Genomic DNA, 19,466 nt, shown 5'->3' on the forward strand with positions numbered 1-19,466 from the left:
GCACCTGGCGCTTCATGAATAACCATAGTTGCATTTTTCAACAACGGGAGCATTCATAAAAACAAACATCTCAAGAGGAACAAACTGAAGAACCAAAGAGGATCTGACCATGTGGATCATGAGATTTGCAAAAAGCACCCGATATTTCGTTCGGCTGGTATTTCTACTGCTGTTCGCAAACGTCCAGTTTTTGGGAGCGCAAGAGCCGTTCACCCTGGAACGTGCCTTAGAGACAGCGATGAGAAACAGTCCTGAAATCCGACGCTATCAATTGAACCTGGAACGAGGGCAACAATTGCTCAACGCCCAAAAAGCATCGCTCAAATCGCAATTTGGCCTTACATTGAACCCATTCAGTTATTCGCATCAGCGCAGGTTCTATAATTTCTTCTCGAAATATCTCACCAGCGAAACCAAACAATCGGTTGGGACGTTCTCGATCCGACAGCCGATTCCATGGACCGATGGGACCTTGACGTTGATCAACGAGTTCGGTTGGCTCGATTCTTATAGTGAATATCAGAATACCAAGAACAAATACTACAGCAACGACCTATACCTGAGTTTCACGCAGCCGATCTTCACTTATAATCGGACCAATTTACAGATGCGCGAGCTAGAGTTGGACTTGGAGAACGCTGCGCTCAATTTCGCGATTCAAAAATTGTTTCTGGAGTATCAGGTCACTCAGAACTTCTACAATATTTATCAGCAAAAGGCCAGTTTGGAAATTGCGCTCGATGAATACCGCAACCGCGAGGCCAGCTATCAAATCATCAAAAACAAAGTCGAGGCGGGACTCAGTCCCCAAGAGGAGCTTTATCAGGCCGAGTTGGATTTGACCCGAAGCCGATCTAAGGTTCAAAACACCCAGGTAGCGCTCGATAATTATCTGGATTCGTTCAAACGATTGATCGGACTTTCGCTGTTCGATGATATCACCGTGACGGCCGATATTTCTCATCAGCCAGTGGAGATCGATTTACAGCGGGCATTGGAAACCGGCCTAAAATATCGGATGGAGATCCGGCAACGCCAGATCGATGTCGAAAACGCCAAGTATAATTTGATCCGCGCTGCAGCGACCAATGAGTTTCGTGGCGACATCACCCTATCTTATGGTATCACTGGAACTGGAGCGAAGTATAACGAGATCTTCGACTCACCCACAAAGAACGAGCGGATATCGTTAGAGTTCAATGTCCCGCTGTTCGATTGGGGACAAAAAAGATCGACCATCAAAGCGTATCAGGCGATGATCAAAAGCAGCGAGCTACAACTTGAGGATGAAAAGAATAATATTATTATCGAGATCCGGCGTGCCTATCGCAACCTGACAAATCTGATGAGCCAAATCGAAATTGCCGAGCAAAGCCTGCGCAGTGCTCAATTGACCTATGACATTAATTTGGAACGGTATAAAAATGGCGACTTGACCAGTATGGATTTGAACCTGATCCAAAATCAATTGTCCCAGGCCAAGCTGGATCGGATTGCAGCGCTCATCAATTATAAAATCGAGCTGCTCAATATGAAAGTCGTCTCGCTCTGGGATTTTGAGAGGAATCAGCGGGTAGTTCCCGACGTGATCACGAAATAAGTTGAATCACATTTCATTTAAATTTGATGAATCCATCTCTGGGATTTGACTCGAACATTAAACAGGCGAGCACTTTGTCTAAAAATAGCCATTACGATTTCCATCGAAAATTTTGTCCGATTCTTTTGGGCAATCATTGTCGGAGAGTAATTTCCAGACGCAGCCGAAAATTGCAAGGACGAGTCGGCAAAAATGACAATTATCGTTCAACAAAATTGGCAACGATTTCTTGTAGTTAAAAAAAGAGAAAAACAGTATCCTATCCTGCCTGCGTTTCTAGGCACTCGTTCAGATATGTGAACAATGAATTTTTCAAAGTTTTCCCAATTATGGTAGGAGTGATATTATTCAATTTGATTCTGATTCTGGAAAAGCCAGCGAGGTAGCTGTCAATTCTGTGGTAGATCAACATCGTAACCATGAAGGAGTGAAACGTGAGAAACATAACGATTGGAGTCATTCTATTTTATTTGATACTGCTGGGCTGTGGGGGACAGCAGGGCGGGACTGAATCTGATATTGCGATCCCGGTGTCTATCGAAGAGGTGAAATACAAACCGATCGAGGAATTTTTGACGACGACTGGTTCAGTCAAAGCGGTTAAGGATGTGACATTAAAATCCGAGACATCTGGGTACTATCGACTGGCCATCAATCCGCGGACGAACAAGCCATTTGCCCTGGGCGATTTTGTGAAACAGGGACAGGTGATCATTTATTTGGACAATCCGGAGCTGGAGTATAATACCAAGATCGAATCGCAGAAGCTCAATCTGGAGATCTCGAAACAGGAGTTTGAAAAGCAGAAGTCGCTTTATGAGAAAGGCGGGGTAACCTATCGGGAGCTCAAGAATGCGGAAAAGCTATATATGGATGCGGAGTACGCTTATGAAAGCGCCAAACTGCAGTTGGCTAAATTGAAGATCGTAGCGCCGTTCGATGGTGTGATTGTCGATTTGCCTTATTATACTCCTAAGACCAAGGTTGATGCCAACCAGAAAATGGTACAGATCATGGATTATCGGAAATTGTTGATGGAGGTCAGCCTGCCAGGGAAGGAGTTGGGGCGAGTTAAAGTCGATCAGCCAGTGCGCGTGATGAATTATAACCTTCCAGAGGACACGCTGAAGGGCCATGTGACTCAGGTTTCCCCAGCGCTGGATCCAGATACCCGTTCTTTTAAGGCGGCGATCGATATTGACAATCCGGATTGGCTGCTGCGACCTGGAATGTTTGTGAAGGCAGATATCATTGTGGCGTCGAAAGACAGCGCGATCGTTATTCCCAAAGATATCATCATCGCTTCGCGAGAGGGAAAAACCGTGTATGTGGTCGATAAAGGAGCAGCGCGACGAAGGATCATCTCCACCGGGTTAGAAAACCCGGATTTTGTCGAGGTCACCGAAGGCCTTAAAGTGGATGAACGATTGGTAGTAAAGGGTTTTGAAACGCTGCGCGATCGGTCAAAGGTAAAGATCATTCGATAGCGCAACACCAGAGGTTGTGAATAGATCTCTGCAGAATTCAATTGATTTGCAAGTTGGATAACTTTGTTAAATCTATTCCCATGGACTTATAATAAAATAATAGATCAGGCGCGAAATTCAGATGAAAAAATTAACGACATTTTCGGTCAATTATCCTATAACCATTTCGATGCTGGTCTTGGCGGTGATTCTGCTTGGCTATATTTCGTTCACAAAATTGGGGGTGGATCTTTTCCCCGATCTCAACAATCCCAGAATTTTTATCGAGCTGAAAGTTGGGGAGCGACCGCCAGAAGAGATCGAAAAGCAATTTGTGGAAAGCATCGAATCGCTGGCCATTCGGCAGAAAAAAGTGACGCGAGTATCATCGATCATTCGGGTTGGCTCAGCGCAGATCACCGTCGAGTATGGTTGGAATGCCGACATGGACGAGGCGTTTCTGGATCTGCAAAAGACGCTAGCCACCTTCAGCCAGAACGCCGAGATCGATGAATTGAACATCACCCAGCACGATCCCAATGCAGCGCCAGTGATGATCTTGGCACTCTCCCATCCGCAAATCGATGACATGGATGAACTGCGCCGAGTCGCTGAGAACTATCTGCGCAATGAGCTGATTCGCCTCGAAGGGATTGCTGAAGTAGAGCTATTGGGCAAGGAACAAAAGGAAGTGGTAATTGAAACCAACAATTACCTTTTGGAGGCCTACAACCTGACTCCGACAGCGGTAGCGAATCGTATCCGAAATTACAATCGTAACGCATCGGGCGGCTCAATTGTTGAAATGGGCCGCAAGTACATCATCAAGGGCGTCGGCGAATTTCAATCGCTGGAGCAGATCGGTAATGTCATTGTTACCTATGCGCAACCCACAGCGGTGAGCACTGGTTTGCAAGCCACATCTACCCAGGAACGGGTGCCCGTTTACCTCCGTGACGTTGCCCGCATCTCATTTCGGAATAAAGAACCAGAAAATATCGTCCGCGTCAATCAGCAGCGCTGCATGGCGCTTGCGATCTATAAAGAGACAAAATTTAATACCGTCAAAGCAGTGGATGATCTGCTCAAAGCACTGGAGAACTTGCGGAAGGCTTTGCCGGGATATGAGCTGACCGTCATTCAAAATCAGGGAGAATTCATTAAAACCGCGGTGAATGAGGTAAAGCAAACCGCTTTAATCGGCATCATCCTTGCCGTGATCGTCATCTATGTCTTTCTTCGGCGGCTGGGTGCCACAGCGATCATCAGTACCGCTATCCCTATTTCGATCATCGCCACTTTTAACCTGTTGTACTTCAAAGGCCTGACATTGAACATCATGACCCTGGGTGGGCTGGCACTCGGCGCTGGGATGCTGGTGGACAATGCCATCGTGGTGATGGAAAATATCTATCGTCTCTTGGAATCGGGAAAATCTTTGCGCGAGGCTGCCATTGAAGGGACTGCTCAGGTCAGTGGCGCTATCATAGCGTCGACCCTAACTACGATTGTGGTATTTTTGCCGATCGTCTATTTGCATGGTTCAGCCGGGGAGCTATTCAAAGATCAGGCTTGGACAGTAGCATTCTCACTGCTCTCGTCACTGGTAGTTGCAATTCTGGTTATCCCGATGTTGAGCGCCCATGCGCTCAATCCTTCGCCCGAAAAATCGCTACCTCGCTCGATCCATTTCAAGGGATACAGCAGGCTGCTCGATAAAATTCTGGATCGCAGGTGGCTGGTAATTGCTGGGGCAATAGGATTGATAGCGATTGCCATCATCTTGATCCCGGTTGTGGGGAGCGAATTCGTTCCCAAAACGGATTTAAGTGAGTTCTCGATTGAATTAAAATTGCCAGAAGGAACTGCCTTGCGCCGGACCGAGCAGACGGTGGACAATATCGAACACATCGTTCGGGAGATCCTTGGCAAAGATCTTGAGACCCTTTATAGCAAGATCGGGCCATCCTCAGAACTTACCGGCAGCGAGACTTCGATCTTCAAGGGTGAAAACACTGCCACAATGAAAATTGCCTTGACGCCGAACCATAAAATCTCAGTGGATGCTTATATTACTCGCTTGGGGAAGGCGCTCTCTGACGTTCCTGAATTAGAGATGCAGTTCATTCAAGAACAAACCGCATTGCAAACCACGTTGGGAACGGAGTCCGCGCCCATCGCCATCGAAATTCGCGGCGAAGACCTCGCGGTGCTCCAAGATTTGACAGACCAGGTCAAGACGCAATTGCAACAGATGAACGAGCTGTTCAATTTGACCACCAGTTTTGATGAAGGTCGGCCTGAGGTGGAAGTGGTATTGGATCGGGTTAAAGCGGGGATTTATAATATCGGGATTGAAACGATCAGTTCTCAGCTTCAAGACCAGCTCATGGGCCGCAATGCTGGGCAATGGGAATACAAAGGGGAATTGCACGATTTGACCATCAAATTGCCCGAAATTAGTCTCAAGCAGCTTGAGGACATTGTGATCGAAAGCGGAGGACAAAAGTTCCGCTTAAATGAATTAGCGAATATCAGGGTGGCAATGGCGCCGCGTGAGATTTTGCGTACCAATCAAGCACGGATTGGCAAAGTCACCGCCTATCTGCGGACCGATAAACCGTTCGATCAGGTCGTCCGCGAAATCGAAAAACGGCTAAGCAAAATCGATTTTCCCCCAGATTATCAATACCAGATCACTGGGGAAGAGCAGAAACGCAAAGAGGCTTTCAACAATCTCAAATTTGCCTTGATCCTATCAATCATTCTGGTTTACATGGTTCTGGCTTCACAGTTTGAATCACTCATTCATCCTTTCACCATTTTGTTAACGATCCCATTAGCCGGCGTTGGTGCAATTCTAATCTTTTTCATCCTCGGAAAATCATTAAATATGATGGCCTATATCGGGATCATCATGCTGGCGGGCATTGCGGTGAACGACTCCATCATCCTAGTGGATGCGATTAATCAACTGAGGCGAGATGGGGTTGCCAAGCGAGAGGCGATCCTCGAAGCAGGCCAGCGCCGAATTCGGCCGATCATCATGACCAGCCTGACCACAATCTTAGCGCTGCTCCCGTTGACGTTCGGATTCGGTGAGGGGGCTGCATTGCGATCCCCCATGGCGTTGGCTGTAATCGGCGGCTTAACGACATCGACGCTCCTGACTTTGGCCGTGATTCCCTGCGTGTATTGGGTGTTGGATCAGTTGGGATGGCAGAAATGAATGAGAAGCAGTGAGCAACTCTCTGGATTCAATGTTTGGGATTCACCTATTGCTCATTTCAGGCCTCAATGCTGGATCTGAAATTTGGACAATGGCATTGCAATTCGTTGGCTCGTTTCAATTCATTGGGAAAAGAAAAACACGGGTTAGCATAATTCATGAACATCATCCAATTCATCATAAACAGAAAAACTTTCATCTCCATGCTCTTTATTGGGCTGGTGCTGTTGGGTTACATTTCGTACCAACAACTGCCGGTAGAGTTATTTCCGAATGCCGAACTGCCATTTTTGATCGTGAACATCAATGGCGCACGCGAAATGGATCCCGCATATATGGAAAAGCACGCCATTATTCCGCTGGAGGGAGCGATCAGCACATTGCAGGGAATCGACAAGATCGAATCGTTCGCGGATCGACGCAGCGGTCGAATTATCGTCTATTACAACCAAAATGTCAAAGTGAAATACGCTTACCTCAAATTGCAGGAAATGGTGAACAGCATCAAACCCAGCTTAGGCGAGGAATTTTTCGTCAACGTGTTCAAGATCGATACCGAACAATTGAGCAACATGTTCATGAGCTTGCAAGTTCGGGAGATCGTCGCTCGGGGCGATAGTCTTGCCTCGGCAGGTGGTGTTAACCGCATTCGTCAGATCGTGGATAAGAAGCTCACCCGCGAATTTGAGAACATCGACGGTATCGCTAATGTTGAGGTTTTTGGTGGTCAGCAACGATCCGTTGAGATCATTTTGAATGAAGAAGCATGTCGGGCTCACCAGATCACTGCCGCCCAAATTCGGACGTTGATCGCCCAGAATAGTCAGAATCGGACCTTCGTCGGCAAAGTTTATGAGCGCGATAAGCAATATTTCGTCAATCTGGTGGCGGAATATACTGATGTGCGCAATCTTGAAAATATCGTAGTGAAGCGGGAAGGACCGATACTGCTCAAAGATGTCGCTCGCGTCAATGTGGGAGTCAAAGAAGAGACTTCCATCAGCCGGGTCAATGGCGGCGAGGCCATCACCATGCAACTGGTGCGCGATACCCAGGTAAATTTGATCGAGCTCTCCCACACCGCTCGAGCGGTGGTGCATCGTCTGAATAAAGAATTGGCACCCCAGGGCATTGAGATCGTGGTTCAAAGCGACGTGGCTGAAACCATGGAAAAGAACCTCGATCTGATCAAGCAACTGGCTTTAGTGGGTGGTGGACTCGCGGTGCTGGTGCTCTGGATTTTCCTGCGGAATTTGCGGTTGGTATTTGTGATTGCGCTGGCGATTCCGATCTCGCTGTTCACTGCTTTCAACTTTTTTTATGCTGCTGGGATCTCGATCAATAGCCTCACCCTTGTGGGCATGGCGCTTGCCATCGGTATGTTGCTGGATAATAGCGTAGTCGTGCTGGAAAATATCTATCGACTGGTTTCTGATCGTAAAGAAATCGACCAATCGGTCATTCAGGGCACGCGCGAGGTATGGCGCTCGATCTTCGCAGCTACTTTGACCACAGTCGCTGTGTTTCTCCCATTCATTTTCTCATCCGACTTTCTCGTGCGACTCATCGGTCGCCACATTGGCGTGTCCATTATCAGCACCTTGCTGATATCCCTGGTGGTGGCGCTGTTGTTGGTCCCAATGGTCACCCATTTTTTCCTGATGCGCGGAAAAAAAGCCGATGTCAGCTCGCTTCATTTCAATGTTATTTCGCCCAAAAATCGGCTGCTGCAAATCTATCGGGTGTTGCTCAAAGCGACGATGCGATTTCCTGCGCGGACCGTAGTGCTCGCATTTGTCTTGTTTCTGGTCAGCTTGCTGATCGCCCTGGCGTTGAGCATCAATGTTTCGCAGGAGGTGGAGACCAAAGAGTTCAATCTCTACGTCACCATGCCTCGGGGCTCCACGCTTCAAGCTACGGACCAAGTGGTGGCTGAACTGGAGCAGCGGCTCAGCGATATCGACGAGAAACAAGATATCGTCAGCAACATCAGCGAAGAAGAGGCGATCATCACGATCAAACTGAAAGAAGGTTTTGAGAAAATTAAAAACCGCACCGTTGCCCAGGTGAAAAGCGAGATTCAAAATCGCATCCGGGATTATAGAGCGGCCGACGTGAGCTTCGAACAGCCCGCCGCCAGCCAGCGGTTTCGAGGTGGCATGCGATCGAACCCTGGGGCTAATTTGGAACGAATGTTGGGCATCGGTAGCCAAACCGAAAAAGTGGTGATCAAAGGCCGTGATTTCAATACAATGCGAAATTTAGCTACCGATATTCGGAACTATCTGGAAGATTTGAGTTCCATGAATCGAGTGAGTCTGAATATCGCCGATGATCGACCCGAAATCCATTTATTGTTCGATACAGAGTTGTTGAGCCACTACAACATTAGCTTGAATACTATCGCTTCTGAATTGGCTGGATTTCAAAGCGAGTTCTCCTCTGGGTTGAAATATAAGCAAGGCAGCGACGAGTACGATATTGTCATCCGCAATGAAAATTTGGAAGAGAAAACTATCGATGACCTGAGGACGCTCAGGATCCCCTCGCCAAACGGTGGAAGTTATGAGCTAGAACAACTGAGCCGAATCGTCTATTCCGCTGGGATGTCTGGGATCAATCGGGTCAATCAAGAGAAGCAGATCGAAGTGACCTATCAATTCTTGGATGAAGTAAACAAATCCAAGCCGCTATTGGAGGCATCCCGCGCCGAGGTGGATCAATTGATCGCAAGTCTCAATATTCCGCCCGGGGTTGCCGTGGAAGTCATCCACGATGAGACCGAACTTGGAGAGTACAAATTTTTGATCGTGGCCGCACTCATTCTGATCTTCATGATCCTTGCTTCTGTGTTCGAATCGGCTTGGCAACCGTTCGTGATTCTGTTTAGCATTCCCCTCGCTTCGATTGGTGCATTTTGGGCGCTCATTTTCACGGGCAACTCGATTTTGAATGCCAATACGCTCACTGGCTTTTTAATTTTACTCGGCGTGGTGGTGAATAATGGAATTATTCTTATCGATTATACGCGAATCTTACGACAGCGGGGCTATCACCGGGCCCGGGCGCTGATGATGGCTGGGCAGGCCCGTGTTCGTCCGATCCTCATCACCGCGATCACAACCATCGTAGGGATGCTACCGTTAGCGATGGGCAAAGCCGAATACGTCACCCGCATCGGCGCGCCGTTCGCCATCACGGTCATCGGAGGGCTTGCCGCTGGTACTTTGTTCACGCTGGTATTCATCCCAACCGTTTACTCCGGATTGGAAACGGCGCTTCAGTGGATTCGATCGCTCAATTGGAAGATCAAACTGGTCCAACTGGCAATCGCTCTGATCGGATTCTTCTTGATCTATTTTTATGTCGATAGCTTGCTTTGGAAAATCGTGGAGCTGGTGTTGTTGGTGATGCTTGTACCAGCAGCGACCTACTTTATCATGATAAGCCTGCGGCAGGCCAAAGCAGAGATAATTCAACCCGGTGAGGCGCTGCGAATTAAAATCCAGCATTTGGTAAAAATCTATGAACAGGAGATGCGTTTCGTTCGCGAATGGAAAAAAGGCTTACGCATTAGAGCTAAGGCTGGCCTGTTACGAGATTACAGGACAGGGCGAGACTTCGACGATTTTATTTATTTGCTCCCGGCTCTGGGTTTCTTGATTTATTTTGTCTATTTTTACTTGCGCAGCGGGTTTTGGGTCTTTGTGACCGCACATCTGGTTTATTTCTACGTGCTGGCCCTCTGGAAGCCGATCCGCATTTATTTGCGCCACCGCCTCGAGCAGGAGCATAATCAGTTCCTGCAACTCGTCGCGCAATGGTTTTATCCGATATTCTTCTGGGGATTTCCCCTATTGAATCTTGTCATCTTCTATTTCAAGTGGCATAAAATCACCATCCTCATTTTTATTGCAGTGATCTGGTATTTTGGATTAGCTGTCTACACAACATCTAATCGGCTGCAACGGGAAGAGATCAACATCATGCGATTGACAGGTAAATTTGCAGGATTGAGAAAGAATTTTTATCGTCTCGTTCAGGCCATCCCGATTATCGGAAAGAAAAAACAGCCGTTCAAAGCCCTGGATGGCGTTTCATTGGAGATCGGCAGCGGTATGTTCGGCCTCTTGGGACCTAATGGCGCTGGTAAAACCACCCTGATGAGGATCATTTGCGGCATCCTGGAACAAAGTCGCGGCAGCATCTGGATCAACGACATTGACCTAAAAGAAAAGCGAGAGGAATTGCAGGGATTAATCGGTTACCTGCCCCAGGAGTTCGGCACGTACGAGAATATGACCGCCTATGAATTTTTGAGCTATCAAGCGATTCTGAAAAATATCTACGATCAAGAAGAACGGGAACGACGGGTCAATTATTGTCTCGCCGCCGTGCATTTAGAAAAAAATAAGCATCAGAAAATTGGCTCTTTCTCTGGGGGAATGAAACAGCGCATCGGCATTGCCCAGACGCTGTTACATTTGCCGCGCATTTTAGTGGTGGATGAGCCGACCGCCGGCCTCGATCCGAGAGAACGGATCCGATTTCGGAATTTATTAGTTGAATTGAGTCGGGAACGGATTGTGATCTTCTCCACCCATATTATTGAAGACATTTCCAGCTCATGCAACAAAGTCGCAGTATTGAATAAGGGGCGTCTCTGCTATTTGGGTGATCCCCAGGAGATGGCGCGGCTGGCTGATGGATTTGTCTGGCAATTCCAAGTTCCTGCCGAGCAATTTGAGGCAGTAAGCAAGGATCTGTGGATTGTCCATCACATTCGAGATGGGGAGTCCATTCGGGCGCGATGTATCGCCACCGAGCGGCCAACGCCTAATGCGCAAGAGGTTCGACCAACCCTGGAGGATGCCTATCTGTGGTTGCTCCGACAATCGGGATGTTAGCCAATGGTCATCTCGCGCAACCCAACAACCCAATAGATGTGACTATGCTGTGATTCGATCAAAATTCGAATAATTCAGGCAAATTTTCAATATTCTGAATTGACTGATTCAGCGATAGAGCAGCGGCATTATTGGAATGGTCGTTGAATGATATTTTTTGAAATTCTAAATTAACAAACCAATTCCAATCATCAAAACCATAGGAGGGTAATATGGCCGCAAAAAAAATTCTAATGTTGGTGGGGGATTACGCTGAGGATTACGAAGTTATGGTACCGTTCCAGATGTTATTGATGGTGGGACATCAGGTCGATGCTGTTTGTCCCGACAAAAAGCCCGGGGATAAGATCCGCACTGCCATCCACGATTTTGAAGGGGATCAGACTTATAGTGAGAAACCAGGGCATAATTTTCAAATCAATGCCAATTTCGACAAGATCAAACCTGAGAACTATGATGGGTTGGTAATTCCGGGTGGCCGCGCGCCGGAATACTTGCGGTTGAATGAGAAAGTCATCAAAATTGTGAAACATTTTGCCGAAAATAATAAACCGATTGCCGCCATTTGCCATGGACCGCAGATCTTGGCCGCAGCGAAAGTGTTATCTGGCAAAAAGGTTCTCCCCTACCCTGCTGTTGGGCCTGATTGTGTGAATGCTGGTGCAACTTTGGGACAGGTCAACGAGACCTTTTCCAATGCCGTCGTTGATGGGAATTTGGTCACTGCCCCAGCCTGGCCTGCACATCCCGAATGGATCGCAGCGTTCCTGAAATTGCTCGGCACCAAAATCGAGCCGTAATGATCATGCAAGTTCCCTCGACAGATCCGTCATGAAGTAAGTCGAAAATCCAGCTTTGCAAGAGATCCGATTTTAGGAGCGAGGACTGGAGAGCATAGCCAGAGGCGCGAATTTAACGGATTACCATCGAAAGCCTATTGCTATCTCTCCAGTTAAGCTTCTCATCAGAACGCTTGCCATTTCAGGCAAGATTATTGAGTCCAATTTTGTTCAGCGAAAGTGACACAGAAACAGGTTCAGATTATGAATTATCGCACTCTCACGAAAAATCTCATTAACAACATTGTCAGTATTTTCCGTTATAATTTGAAGATCATTTTTGCCAATAAATTTCTCTATTTTTTGCTGGCCGCCATCGGGATCTTCGTATTGGTGACGGCGATCAACCTGTTGAACGCCGAGGCCAATCCTACGGAAGGCACCATCTATTACCTGTTACTGGTGCCTGGCATTTTGATCATTTTTTATCCCACCACCTTCGGCATTCAGAACGATGTCGATACCCGGATGATCGAGATTCTATTTGGCATCCCAAATTATCGTTACAAAGTCTGGCTGGTGCGGATGGTTCTGATCTACATTGTCGTTTTCGTAATCCTCATTTTGCTCAGCGGGATCAGTTCATTGGCACTGGTCAACGTTCCAATTTTCAAGATGGTCTTTCAACTCATGTTTCCCATTTTTTTCATCGGTTGCTTGGCATTCATGATCTCCACTATAATCCGCAATGGCAATGGTACCGCTGTGGTGATTATCATTATCGGAATGACCTTTTGGATTTTGAGCGGGCAACTGGCAGCCAGCCGCTGGAACCTGTTCTTGAATCCGTTTTCGATGCCCTCCAACGTCAACCAGGCGGTTTGGATGGAGACAACGTTCAACAACAGAATTTACCTGCTCATTGGCATTGTCATCAGTTTGTTGCTTGGCCTGTTGAATCTCCAAAAGCGCGAGAAATTTGTTTAATGAGCAATGACCTGGGAATGAAGTGAAAGAAAATTGTCAACCTGGCCTTCTGCCCTTGTAAAACGATGAGCCGCGATCAAGTTCAGAACGGCACAGGAATTTGTTCTAAGCCAGATTTCCAAGCACCTAGTTTCAATTTGACCGCATCTCAATTCAAATGCTACCACAAAAAATATCTAAAAAAAGGCGGCAGGTAGCATGTTTTAATTCAGGCGAGATTGAGCAATTAATGAAACGGTTTTTGTGATCTATTCCAATTTCTACTTATGAAAAAGAAAATGCTGATAAATTTTTTGGATTAACTTCCCCCTGAACATAGCAAGCAGAGAGCGCTATCGCAATATCAAACTTGGAGGACAAATGAAGCACATTATTCTGTTATTCCTATCCACCGCTATGATAATTTTTTCTTGCGTGAGGACGGATAAAAATCCGTTCTTCGTGGAATGGAAAACTCCTTTCCAGACACCACCGTTTGAAAAAATCAAAGAACATCATTATATGCCCGCTTTTGAGGAGGGCATTAAGCTGCATCGACAAGAGATTACCAAGATTGCAGAGAATGCTGAACCGCCGACATTTGACAACACTGTGGTCGCTTTGGATAACAGCGGCGAGTTGCTAACCCGAGTCAGCAATGTGTTTTTTAATATGACTTCAGCTCATACGAATGACAGTCTGCAAAGCATTGCCAAGCGCGTTGCGCCGATGTTGGCTAAACATCAGGACGATATTTTGTTGAACGAAAAGCTGTTCCAGCGTATCAAAAAGATTTATCAGCAGCGGGATCAGCTTGGATTGAATCCCGAACAAAATCGGTTGCTTGAGAAATATTACAAGGAATTTGTCCGAGGTGGAGCCGATTTGGCAGACTCAGCCAAAGCGGAGTTGCGCAAGATCAACGAAGAACTCTCCGTTTTGTCCCTGCAATTTGGGGATAATGTTCTGAAAGAAGTGAACAATTTTGAAATGGTTATTGAAAATGAGGCTGACTTGATTGGTTTGCCTGAGAATGTCCGTGTCGCAGCAGCCGAGGCCGCGAAAGAACGGGGCAAAGAGGGCAAATGGGTATTCACCTTGCACAAGCCCAGCCTGATCCCATTTTTGCAATATTCTGAACGGCGTGATCTCAGAGAGAAGATGTTCAAGGCGTATATCATGCAATGCGATAACAACAATGAGTGGGACAATAAAAAGATATTATCGAGGATCGCTGCATTGCGAGTGAGACGTGCCAAGCTGCTGGGGTATCCAACCCACGCCGATTTTGTGTTAGAAGAAAATATGGCCAAAACACCCCAGGCGGTTTATGAACTATTAAACCAACTCTGGAAACCTGCCCTTAAGGTGGCGAAGAAAGAGGCTAATGAACTTCAGAGTTTAATTTTTAAAGAGGGGAATAATTTTAAACTGGAGCCTTGGGACTGGTGGTTCTATGCTGAGAAGCTCCGCAAAGCGAAATATGATTTAGATGAAGAAATGCTTCGCCCTTATTTTAAGCTGGAGAATGTGATCAATGGAGTTTTTATGGTGGCTAATAAGCTCTATGGGATCACGTTCAATGAGCGGCATGATATCCCCAAATATCATCCCGATGTAAAGACTTTTGAAGTCAAAGAAGCTGATGGCAGCCATATCGCTGTCCTCTATACCGATTATTTTCCACGCTCCAGCAAACGGGGCGGTGCTTGGATGAATGAATATCGACAGCAATACAAGCGCGACGGCAGAATGATCACACCGATCATCTGTAATGTGGGTAATTTCTCGAAACCAACCAGTGATAAGCCCTCGCTCTTGAGTCTCGAGGAGGTTTTGACTCTATTCCATGAATTCGGCCACGCACTGCATGGGTTGCTGTCCAATTGCACCTATCAAAAATTGGCGGGCACTAACGTCGCCAGAGATTTTGTCGAACTACCATCCCAGATCATGGAGAACTGGGCCACGGAGCCAGAGGTCCTTAAGATGTACGCACGACATTATCAAACTGGCGAGCCAATGCCCGACGAGCTGATTGAGAAAATTAAAAATTCAAGCAAATTCAATCAGGGATTCGCCACCGTGGAATATCTTGCAGCCGCTTTTTTGGATATGGATTGGCATACATTGACTGAAACAACGGAGCAAGATCCAGTCGCTTTTGAGAATCAATCGATGAATAAGATCGGTATGATCCCTGAAATTGTCGTTCGCTACCGCAGCCCCTATTTCCGACATATTTTTGCAGGCGGCTATTCGGCTGGGTATTACAGCTATATTTGGGCTGAGGTGCTGGACGCGGATGCGTTTCAGGCTTTCAAAGAGACCAGCTTGTTCGATCAAAAGACCGCCAAAGCATTTCGAGATCACATTTTGTCGAAGGGTGATACGGAGGACCCGATGCTGCTTTACAAACGTTTCCGCGGCGCCGAGCCGAAGATCGATGCTTTGCTCGAAAAGCGGGGCTTGAAATAACAGGCGAAACAATTCACCAGAATTTCATAAAGGTTGGATATCACTGTTTCATTCACCTCATATCAGACGCAAGGAACGATAATGAAAAACTTCATGGTCTTCTTATTCATAATCATCCTCTGCTATTGTGCAACAACTGGCACACAAGAGGAATCGATTTACGGTCAAACCCGGATTATCCAGGCCGAATATGAGAAAGTTTTTCAGGCAACATTGGACTATCTCCCAGAACGCGGATACAACATTAAAAAAGCGAATCGCGAAACTGGGGTGATCGAGACTTCCTATCAGGCTGGAGCAGGTGTCGCTACTGGGTTCACTGGCGATAAAAGGGCCCAAATAAAATGCAAGTTGATCAAGATCGACGACCATCAGACGAAACTAACCTTAGAGCTCTTCTCTGAGATTCGAGATCCACAGAGCGGCTGGCAATATGTGGCGCCTGAATATCAAATGGCCCGAGTCATTTACGATCGCTTCTTTGAAGCCATCACAGCTCGGGCTCAGGGTCGGAAGATCGAGTAGCGCGGCTCCATATCGTTCACCCCAAAAAAATTTTTCTTGAAATCCATCACAAAAAGCATTATATTTAAATGGAACAAAATGGACTCCATCGAGTCAAATAATTAGGTTGTATGGGGACGAATATTGGCTTCGACGGGGGTCGAGGGGTTACAGATAGCATACCGAGGTTCCTGGTTCCTCGTTAATCCACTGGGAAATAAATGTAAACGCAGACAATTATGCGTATGCAATGGCTGCCTAATTGTAGGTAGCCCGCGCTGATTGAGCTCGGCCCGTCAGGCTCAGTCAGAGGCGTCGATGATGATGGGATAGCTGCTGATCTTGTCGGAGGGTCAGTGGCGAAACTGAATCCGGCTGGCTTCCCAGGCGCTTTGTCTGCTGTGCGTCGGGAAGTTCACATAAACAACAGACTAAGTATGTAGAAGTCTGTAAAACCGGGCTCTCGGACGCGGGTTCGACTCCCGCCGTCTCCACAAATTTGATCACCAAGATTCGAATTCGCCAATTTTTCAGAATAGAGAAAAAAGCCTCCATAAATTTTTGTGGAGGCTTTTTCATTATCGATCTTTGATAAAAGATCGAAACTCATGTCTTTGACCTAATCTTTTAAAATGATCGCAAATGGCGCAAGACAAATTCTCCCCCCTTGAAAACATGATATGACATTAAAACTTCGTCTTCAAGCTTTCGCATGTCTCAGTCAATAATGCCAAATTCGATCCCATTTTGTTCACTATTTTTTGACTATGGAGCTGGCGACGATATTGGCAACTTTGCTCCGCAATGATATGATCGATCCCTTGTCATTGGGATGGACTCGATTGGTCAGAAAAATAATGAAGGTCTCGGTCTCTGGATCGATCCAGATGGAAGTCCCAGTATAGCCGGTATGCCCGTAAGAGCGACCTCCAAAGAGATCCCCGCCATTGGTCGAATAATCAGAATTCAGATCCCACCCTAATCCTCGCCCCGCAAATTGGGCCTTGTCATAAACCTCAGTCATTCGTTCCACGGATAAGGGGCTAAGAATTCTCACACCTTTAAATTCGCCTTTATTCAACATCATCTGAGCAAAAATGGCCAGATCATCCGCGGTTGAAAACAATCCCGCATTGCCAGAGATACCGCCCTGAACTCGCGCCAAGGGATCGTGTACAATGCCGATCAAGGGACGGCCGTCGATCACTTCAGTAGGAACACAAAGTTCCCGATATCGTTCAGATGGACAATAGAAAGTATGGTTCATGCTCAGCGGCTTGAAGATATTTTGCTCCGAAAATTCAGCAATGGTTTGGCCAGTCACATGATGAATAATATATGCCAATGTGATAAATCCAAGACAGCTATAATGAAATGCCGTCCCTGGTGGCGCAATCTTTTTCAATTGGGCGATGTGTCTAACCAATGAATCCATTGGACAGGGTGTTCCATATCTCATTTCTATCTCTTTCGCATTGGTATAAGGGGGCAATCCTGAAGTGTGGGTGAGCAAGTGCCAGATGCGAGCGTCTTCGCTGGGCAAACCGGCATCGTCAAAATAAGGCACAAAATCAGGAACAAAATCTTTGACCTTATCCCACAAACGGATCCGACCCTGTTCAACCAATATCATGATGGAAGTAGCCGTGGCAACCGGCTTGGTGATCGAGGCTAAATCGAAGATCATATCGATGGTCATCGAGCGTTCTTCTGGTACCCATTGCGAGCGACCGAAAGCGGCTCTCATCACGATTTTTCCCTTTCGGCTAACCAAAAGCACAGCCCCTGGGAATTCTTTATTGTCTATGGCGGACTGAATCGCAGCAGCCACACGATGTAGCTGCTTGGAATTCATTCCCACTTCTTCAGGTTTTGCAATTGGCAGCGGCTGCGCCAATACTTGAACCGCTAACACCACAAGCAACATAATGGCCCAGATCAATATCCAACCCGCTTTATTCATCTTGTTCCTTTCTCGTTTTGGTCATTTTTTAAACAGACGCAACCATCCAAAATTTTGAAACCGTGCCATAAAATTATCAAACGCCGCTTTAAATGTCAAGATAATTTTCCAAAAACGGCTTGCTTATTAGGATTTTTTTTGTTATTTTGAACTCGCTATTAGAATCGAAAGCCGGTCAAGGGCAAATCTTTTGGTCAATCGGCGCTTGCCGATAAAATAGAACCAGGCGATAAATGAATTTGGGTGGATTGACATAATTTCTGAGAGCTTGAAATCCTGGATGATGAAAAAGCGCGCAATTATGGAATGCCCAATTCCAAAGCATGATCTAATCCCTTTTCCTGGATTCGTTCGCTCCATGACTCCACCATTCAATACTTTCGATATTTCGATAATTCGCTCTCAATGCAACTGATTGGACGATGATCTTAGCATTAATTGCAATGTTCTTTGCCGCCGCATATTGCAGTTTTCTGCTGGCGCTACGAGTTGGTCTGACCAACTTGGAGGTCAATCGGGAGTCAAACATGGCAACCATCTCCATCATCGTTGCGATGAAAAACGAGGGAACGAACGTTCGCTCCTGCTTGGAGGCACTGATTCGGCAAAATTATGCAAAGGACAAAATGGAAATCGTAGTCGTGGACGATGGCTCGACCGATGAAACCCCGCAACTTTTAGAAGCATATCGCTCGCAGTGCCCGGGTCTAAAAGTCATTCGTCACCAGAGTTCTGTTGAGACTTTCGGCGGCAAAAAATCAGCGCTGAGCACGGGAATTAAAGCGAGTGAGGGCGAAATTCTTTTATTTACCGATGCAGACTGCGTCCCTCCGGCTGATTGGGCAGCGAAGACGGCCGCTCATTTTGCACCTGGAGTAGGATTGGTAGTGGGTTTCTCGCCCCTCTATGATCCAAAGGATACGCTCATTGGGAAATTGCTGCTGATCGATAGCCTGGTAAACGGCATCGTTGCGGCTGGAAGTATCGGATTGGGTACCGCTGCGACCTGCACTGGTCGTAATCTTGCATATCGCCGCCAGGTATACGATCAAGTGAACGGATTTAACGATATCATGACCAGCATTTCTGGTGATGACGATCTGTTTCTTCATCTGGTCCTCCAGAAGACCAACTGGCAGATTCGATTTGCCAGAGAAAAATCGACGATCGTCCCTAGTTATCAATCAAAAAATATAGTGGGGTTGTTCCATCAAAAGAAGCGCCATCTTTCAGCCGGGAAATATTATCCATTGAAATTAAAATTGGCCTATTTTGTGTTCCATCTATCCAATTTGTCGCTATTTTTGTTTTTTCTTATCGCCACCCTAACCAGCGAGCAAATTTTCTTTGCAACTTTTTTGCTTGGGATAAAATTTTTAGGGGATGGACTCTTGATCTACTCTGGAGGAAAAGCCTTCGGAATACGTCCAAAATTTGAATCGTTTTTATTATGGGAATTGTTTTTCATGCTTTATCATGTGATCATTGCTCCCTTTGCCTGGTTTGGAAGGGTTCGATGGAAATAGCGCTATTCCAATTAAGCAGCAAACAGTCATCAGTAATTAAAGAATCTT

General features: G+C 46.5%; 10 protein-coding genes and 1 other RNA gene. 10 read left to right on the forward strand and 1 reads right to left on the reverse strand.

Annotated features, from left to right (window positions below):
- The first annotated feature begins 109 nt into the window (after positions 1 to 109).
- The 9 genes from ONB37_05310 to ssrA all read left to right on the forward strand — a co-directional run bounded on the left by ONB37_05310 (position 110) and on the right by ssrA (position 16,426).
- A complete protein-coding gene (locus tag ONB37_05310; GenBank protein ID MDZ7399566.1) occupies positions 110 to 1,600 on the forward strand; it encodes a TolC family protein in 1,491 nt (496 codons plus the stop codon).
- A gap of 434 nt (positions 1,601 to 2,034) precedes the next feature.
- Positions 2,035 to 3,087, forward strand: coding sequence for an efflux RND transporter periplasmic adaptor subunit (locus ONB37_05315; GenBank protein ID MDZ7399567.1), 1,053 nt, complete (start codon positions 2,035 to 2,037; stop codon positions 3,085 to 3,087).
- 121 nt (positions 3,088 to 3,208) lie between these two features.
- Entirely contained in the window at positions 3,209 to 6,295 is a 3,087-nt protein-coding gene (locus tag ONB37_05320; GenBank protein ID MDZ7399568.1) for an efflux RND transporter permease subunit, read from the forward strand.
- Positions 6,296 to 6,453: 158 nt separating this feature from the next.
- Positions 6,454 to 11,202, forward strand: a complete 4,749-nt coding sequence (locus tag ONB37_05325) for an efflux RND transporter permease subunit (GenBank protein MDZ7399569.1) — start codon at positions 6,454 to 6,456, stop codon at positions 11,200 to 11,202.
- 212 nt (positions 11,203 to 11,414) lie between these two features.
- Positions 11,415 to 12,002, forward strand: coding sequence for a DJ-1/PfpI family protein (locus ONB37_05330; protein MDZ7399570.1), 588 nt, complete (start codon positions 11,415 to 11,417; stop codon positions 12,000 to 12,002).
- A gap of 243 nt (positions 12,003 to 12,245) precedes the next feature.
- The gene (locus ONB37_05335; GenBank protein ID MDZ7399571.1) at positions 12,246 to 12,968 is read left to right on the forward strand and encodes a hypothetical protein; all 723 of its coding nucleotides are present in this window, start codon (positions 12,246 to 12,248) and stop codon (positions 12,966 to 12,968) included.
- Positions 12,969 to 13,328: 360 nt separating this feature from the next.
- On the forward strand, positions 13,329 to 15,425 hold the full coding sequence (locus ONB37_05340; protein MDZ7399572.1) for a M3 family metallopeptidase: 2,097 nt from the start codon (positions 13,329 to 13,331) through the stop codon (positions 15,423 to 15,425).
- Between the two features lie 81 nt (positions 15,426 to 15,506).
- The gene (locus ONB37_05345) at positions 15,507 to 15,950 is read left to right on the forward strand and encodes a hypothetical protein (GenBank protein MDZ7399573.1); all 444 of its coding nucleotides are present in this window, start codon (positions 15,507 to 15,509) and stop codon (positions 15,948 to 15,950) included.
- 112 nt (positions 15,951 to 16,062) lie between these two features.
- Positions 16,063 to 16,426: a transfer-messenger RNA gene (gene ssrA, locus ONB37_05350) on the forward strand.
- A 257-nt stretch (positions 16,427 to 16,683) separates the two neighbouring features.
- Here ssrA and ONB37_05355 read toward each other — a convergent pair.
- Positions 16,684 to 17,892: a beta-lactamase family protein gene (locus ONB37_05355; GenBank protein MDZ7399574.1), complete on the reverse strand. Its 1,209-nt coding sequence runs from the start codon at positions 17,890 to 17,892 to the stop codon at positions 16,684 to 16,686.
- Positions 17,893 to 18,314: 422 nt separating this feature from the next.
- Here ONB37_05355 and ONB37_05360 point away from each other — a divergent pair, with 422 nt between their 5' ends.
- Entirely contained in the window at positions 18,315 to 19,418 is a 1,104-nt protein-coding gene (locus ONB37_05360; protein MDZ7399575.1) for a glycosyltransferase, read from the forward strand.
- Positions 19,419 to 19,466: the final 48 nt, after the last annotated feature.

Source organism: candidate division KSB1 bacterium (assembly GCA_034506395.1).
GTDB lineage: Bacteria > Zhuqueibacterota > Zhuqueibacteria > Thermofontimicrobiales > Thermofontimicrobiaceae > Thermofontimicrobium.

What these genes read in the sequence shown, in the direction of transcription:
- ONB37_05310 (MDZ7399566.1), top strand. Translation starts at nt 110, where the DNA reads ATGTGGATCATGAGATTTGCAAAAAGCACCCGATATTTCGTTCGGCTG.
- ONB37_05320 (MDZ7399568.1), top strand. Translation starts at nt 3,209, where the DNA reads ATGAAAAAATTAACGACATTTTCGGTCAATTATCCTATAACCATTTCG.
- ONB37_05325 (MDZ7399569.1), top strand. Translation starts at nt 6,454, where the DNA reads ATGAACATCATCCAATTCATCATAAACAGAAAAACTTTCATCTCCATG.
- ONB37_05330 (MDZ7399570.1), top strand. Translation starts at nt 11,415, where the DNA reads ATGGCCGCAAAAAAAATTCTAATGTTGGTGGGGGATTACGCTGAGGAT.
- ONB37_05335 (MDZ7399571.1), top strand. Translation starts at nt 12,246, where the DNA reads ATGAATTATCGCACTCTCACGAAAAATCTCATTAACAACATTGTCAGT.
- ONB37_05340 (MDZ7399572.1), top strand. Translation starts at nt 13,329, where the DNA reads ATGAAGCACATTATTCTGTTATTCCTATCCACCGCTATGATAATTTTT.
- ONB37_05345 (MDZ7399573.1), top strand. Translation starts at nt 15,507, where the DNA reads ATGAAAAACTTCATGGTCTTCTTATTCATAATCATCCTCTGCTATTGT.
- ONB37_05355 (MDZ7399574.1), bottom strand. Translation starts at nt 17,892, where the DNA reads ATGAATAAAGCGGGTTGGATATTGATCTGGGCCATTATGTTGCTTGTG.
- ONB37_05360 (MDZ7399575.1), top strand. Translation starts at nt 18,315, where the DNA reads ATGATCTTAGCATTAATTGCAATGTTCTTTGCCGCCGCATATTGCAGT.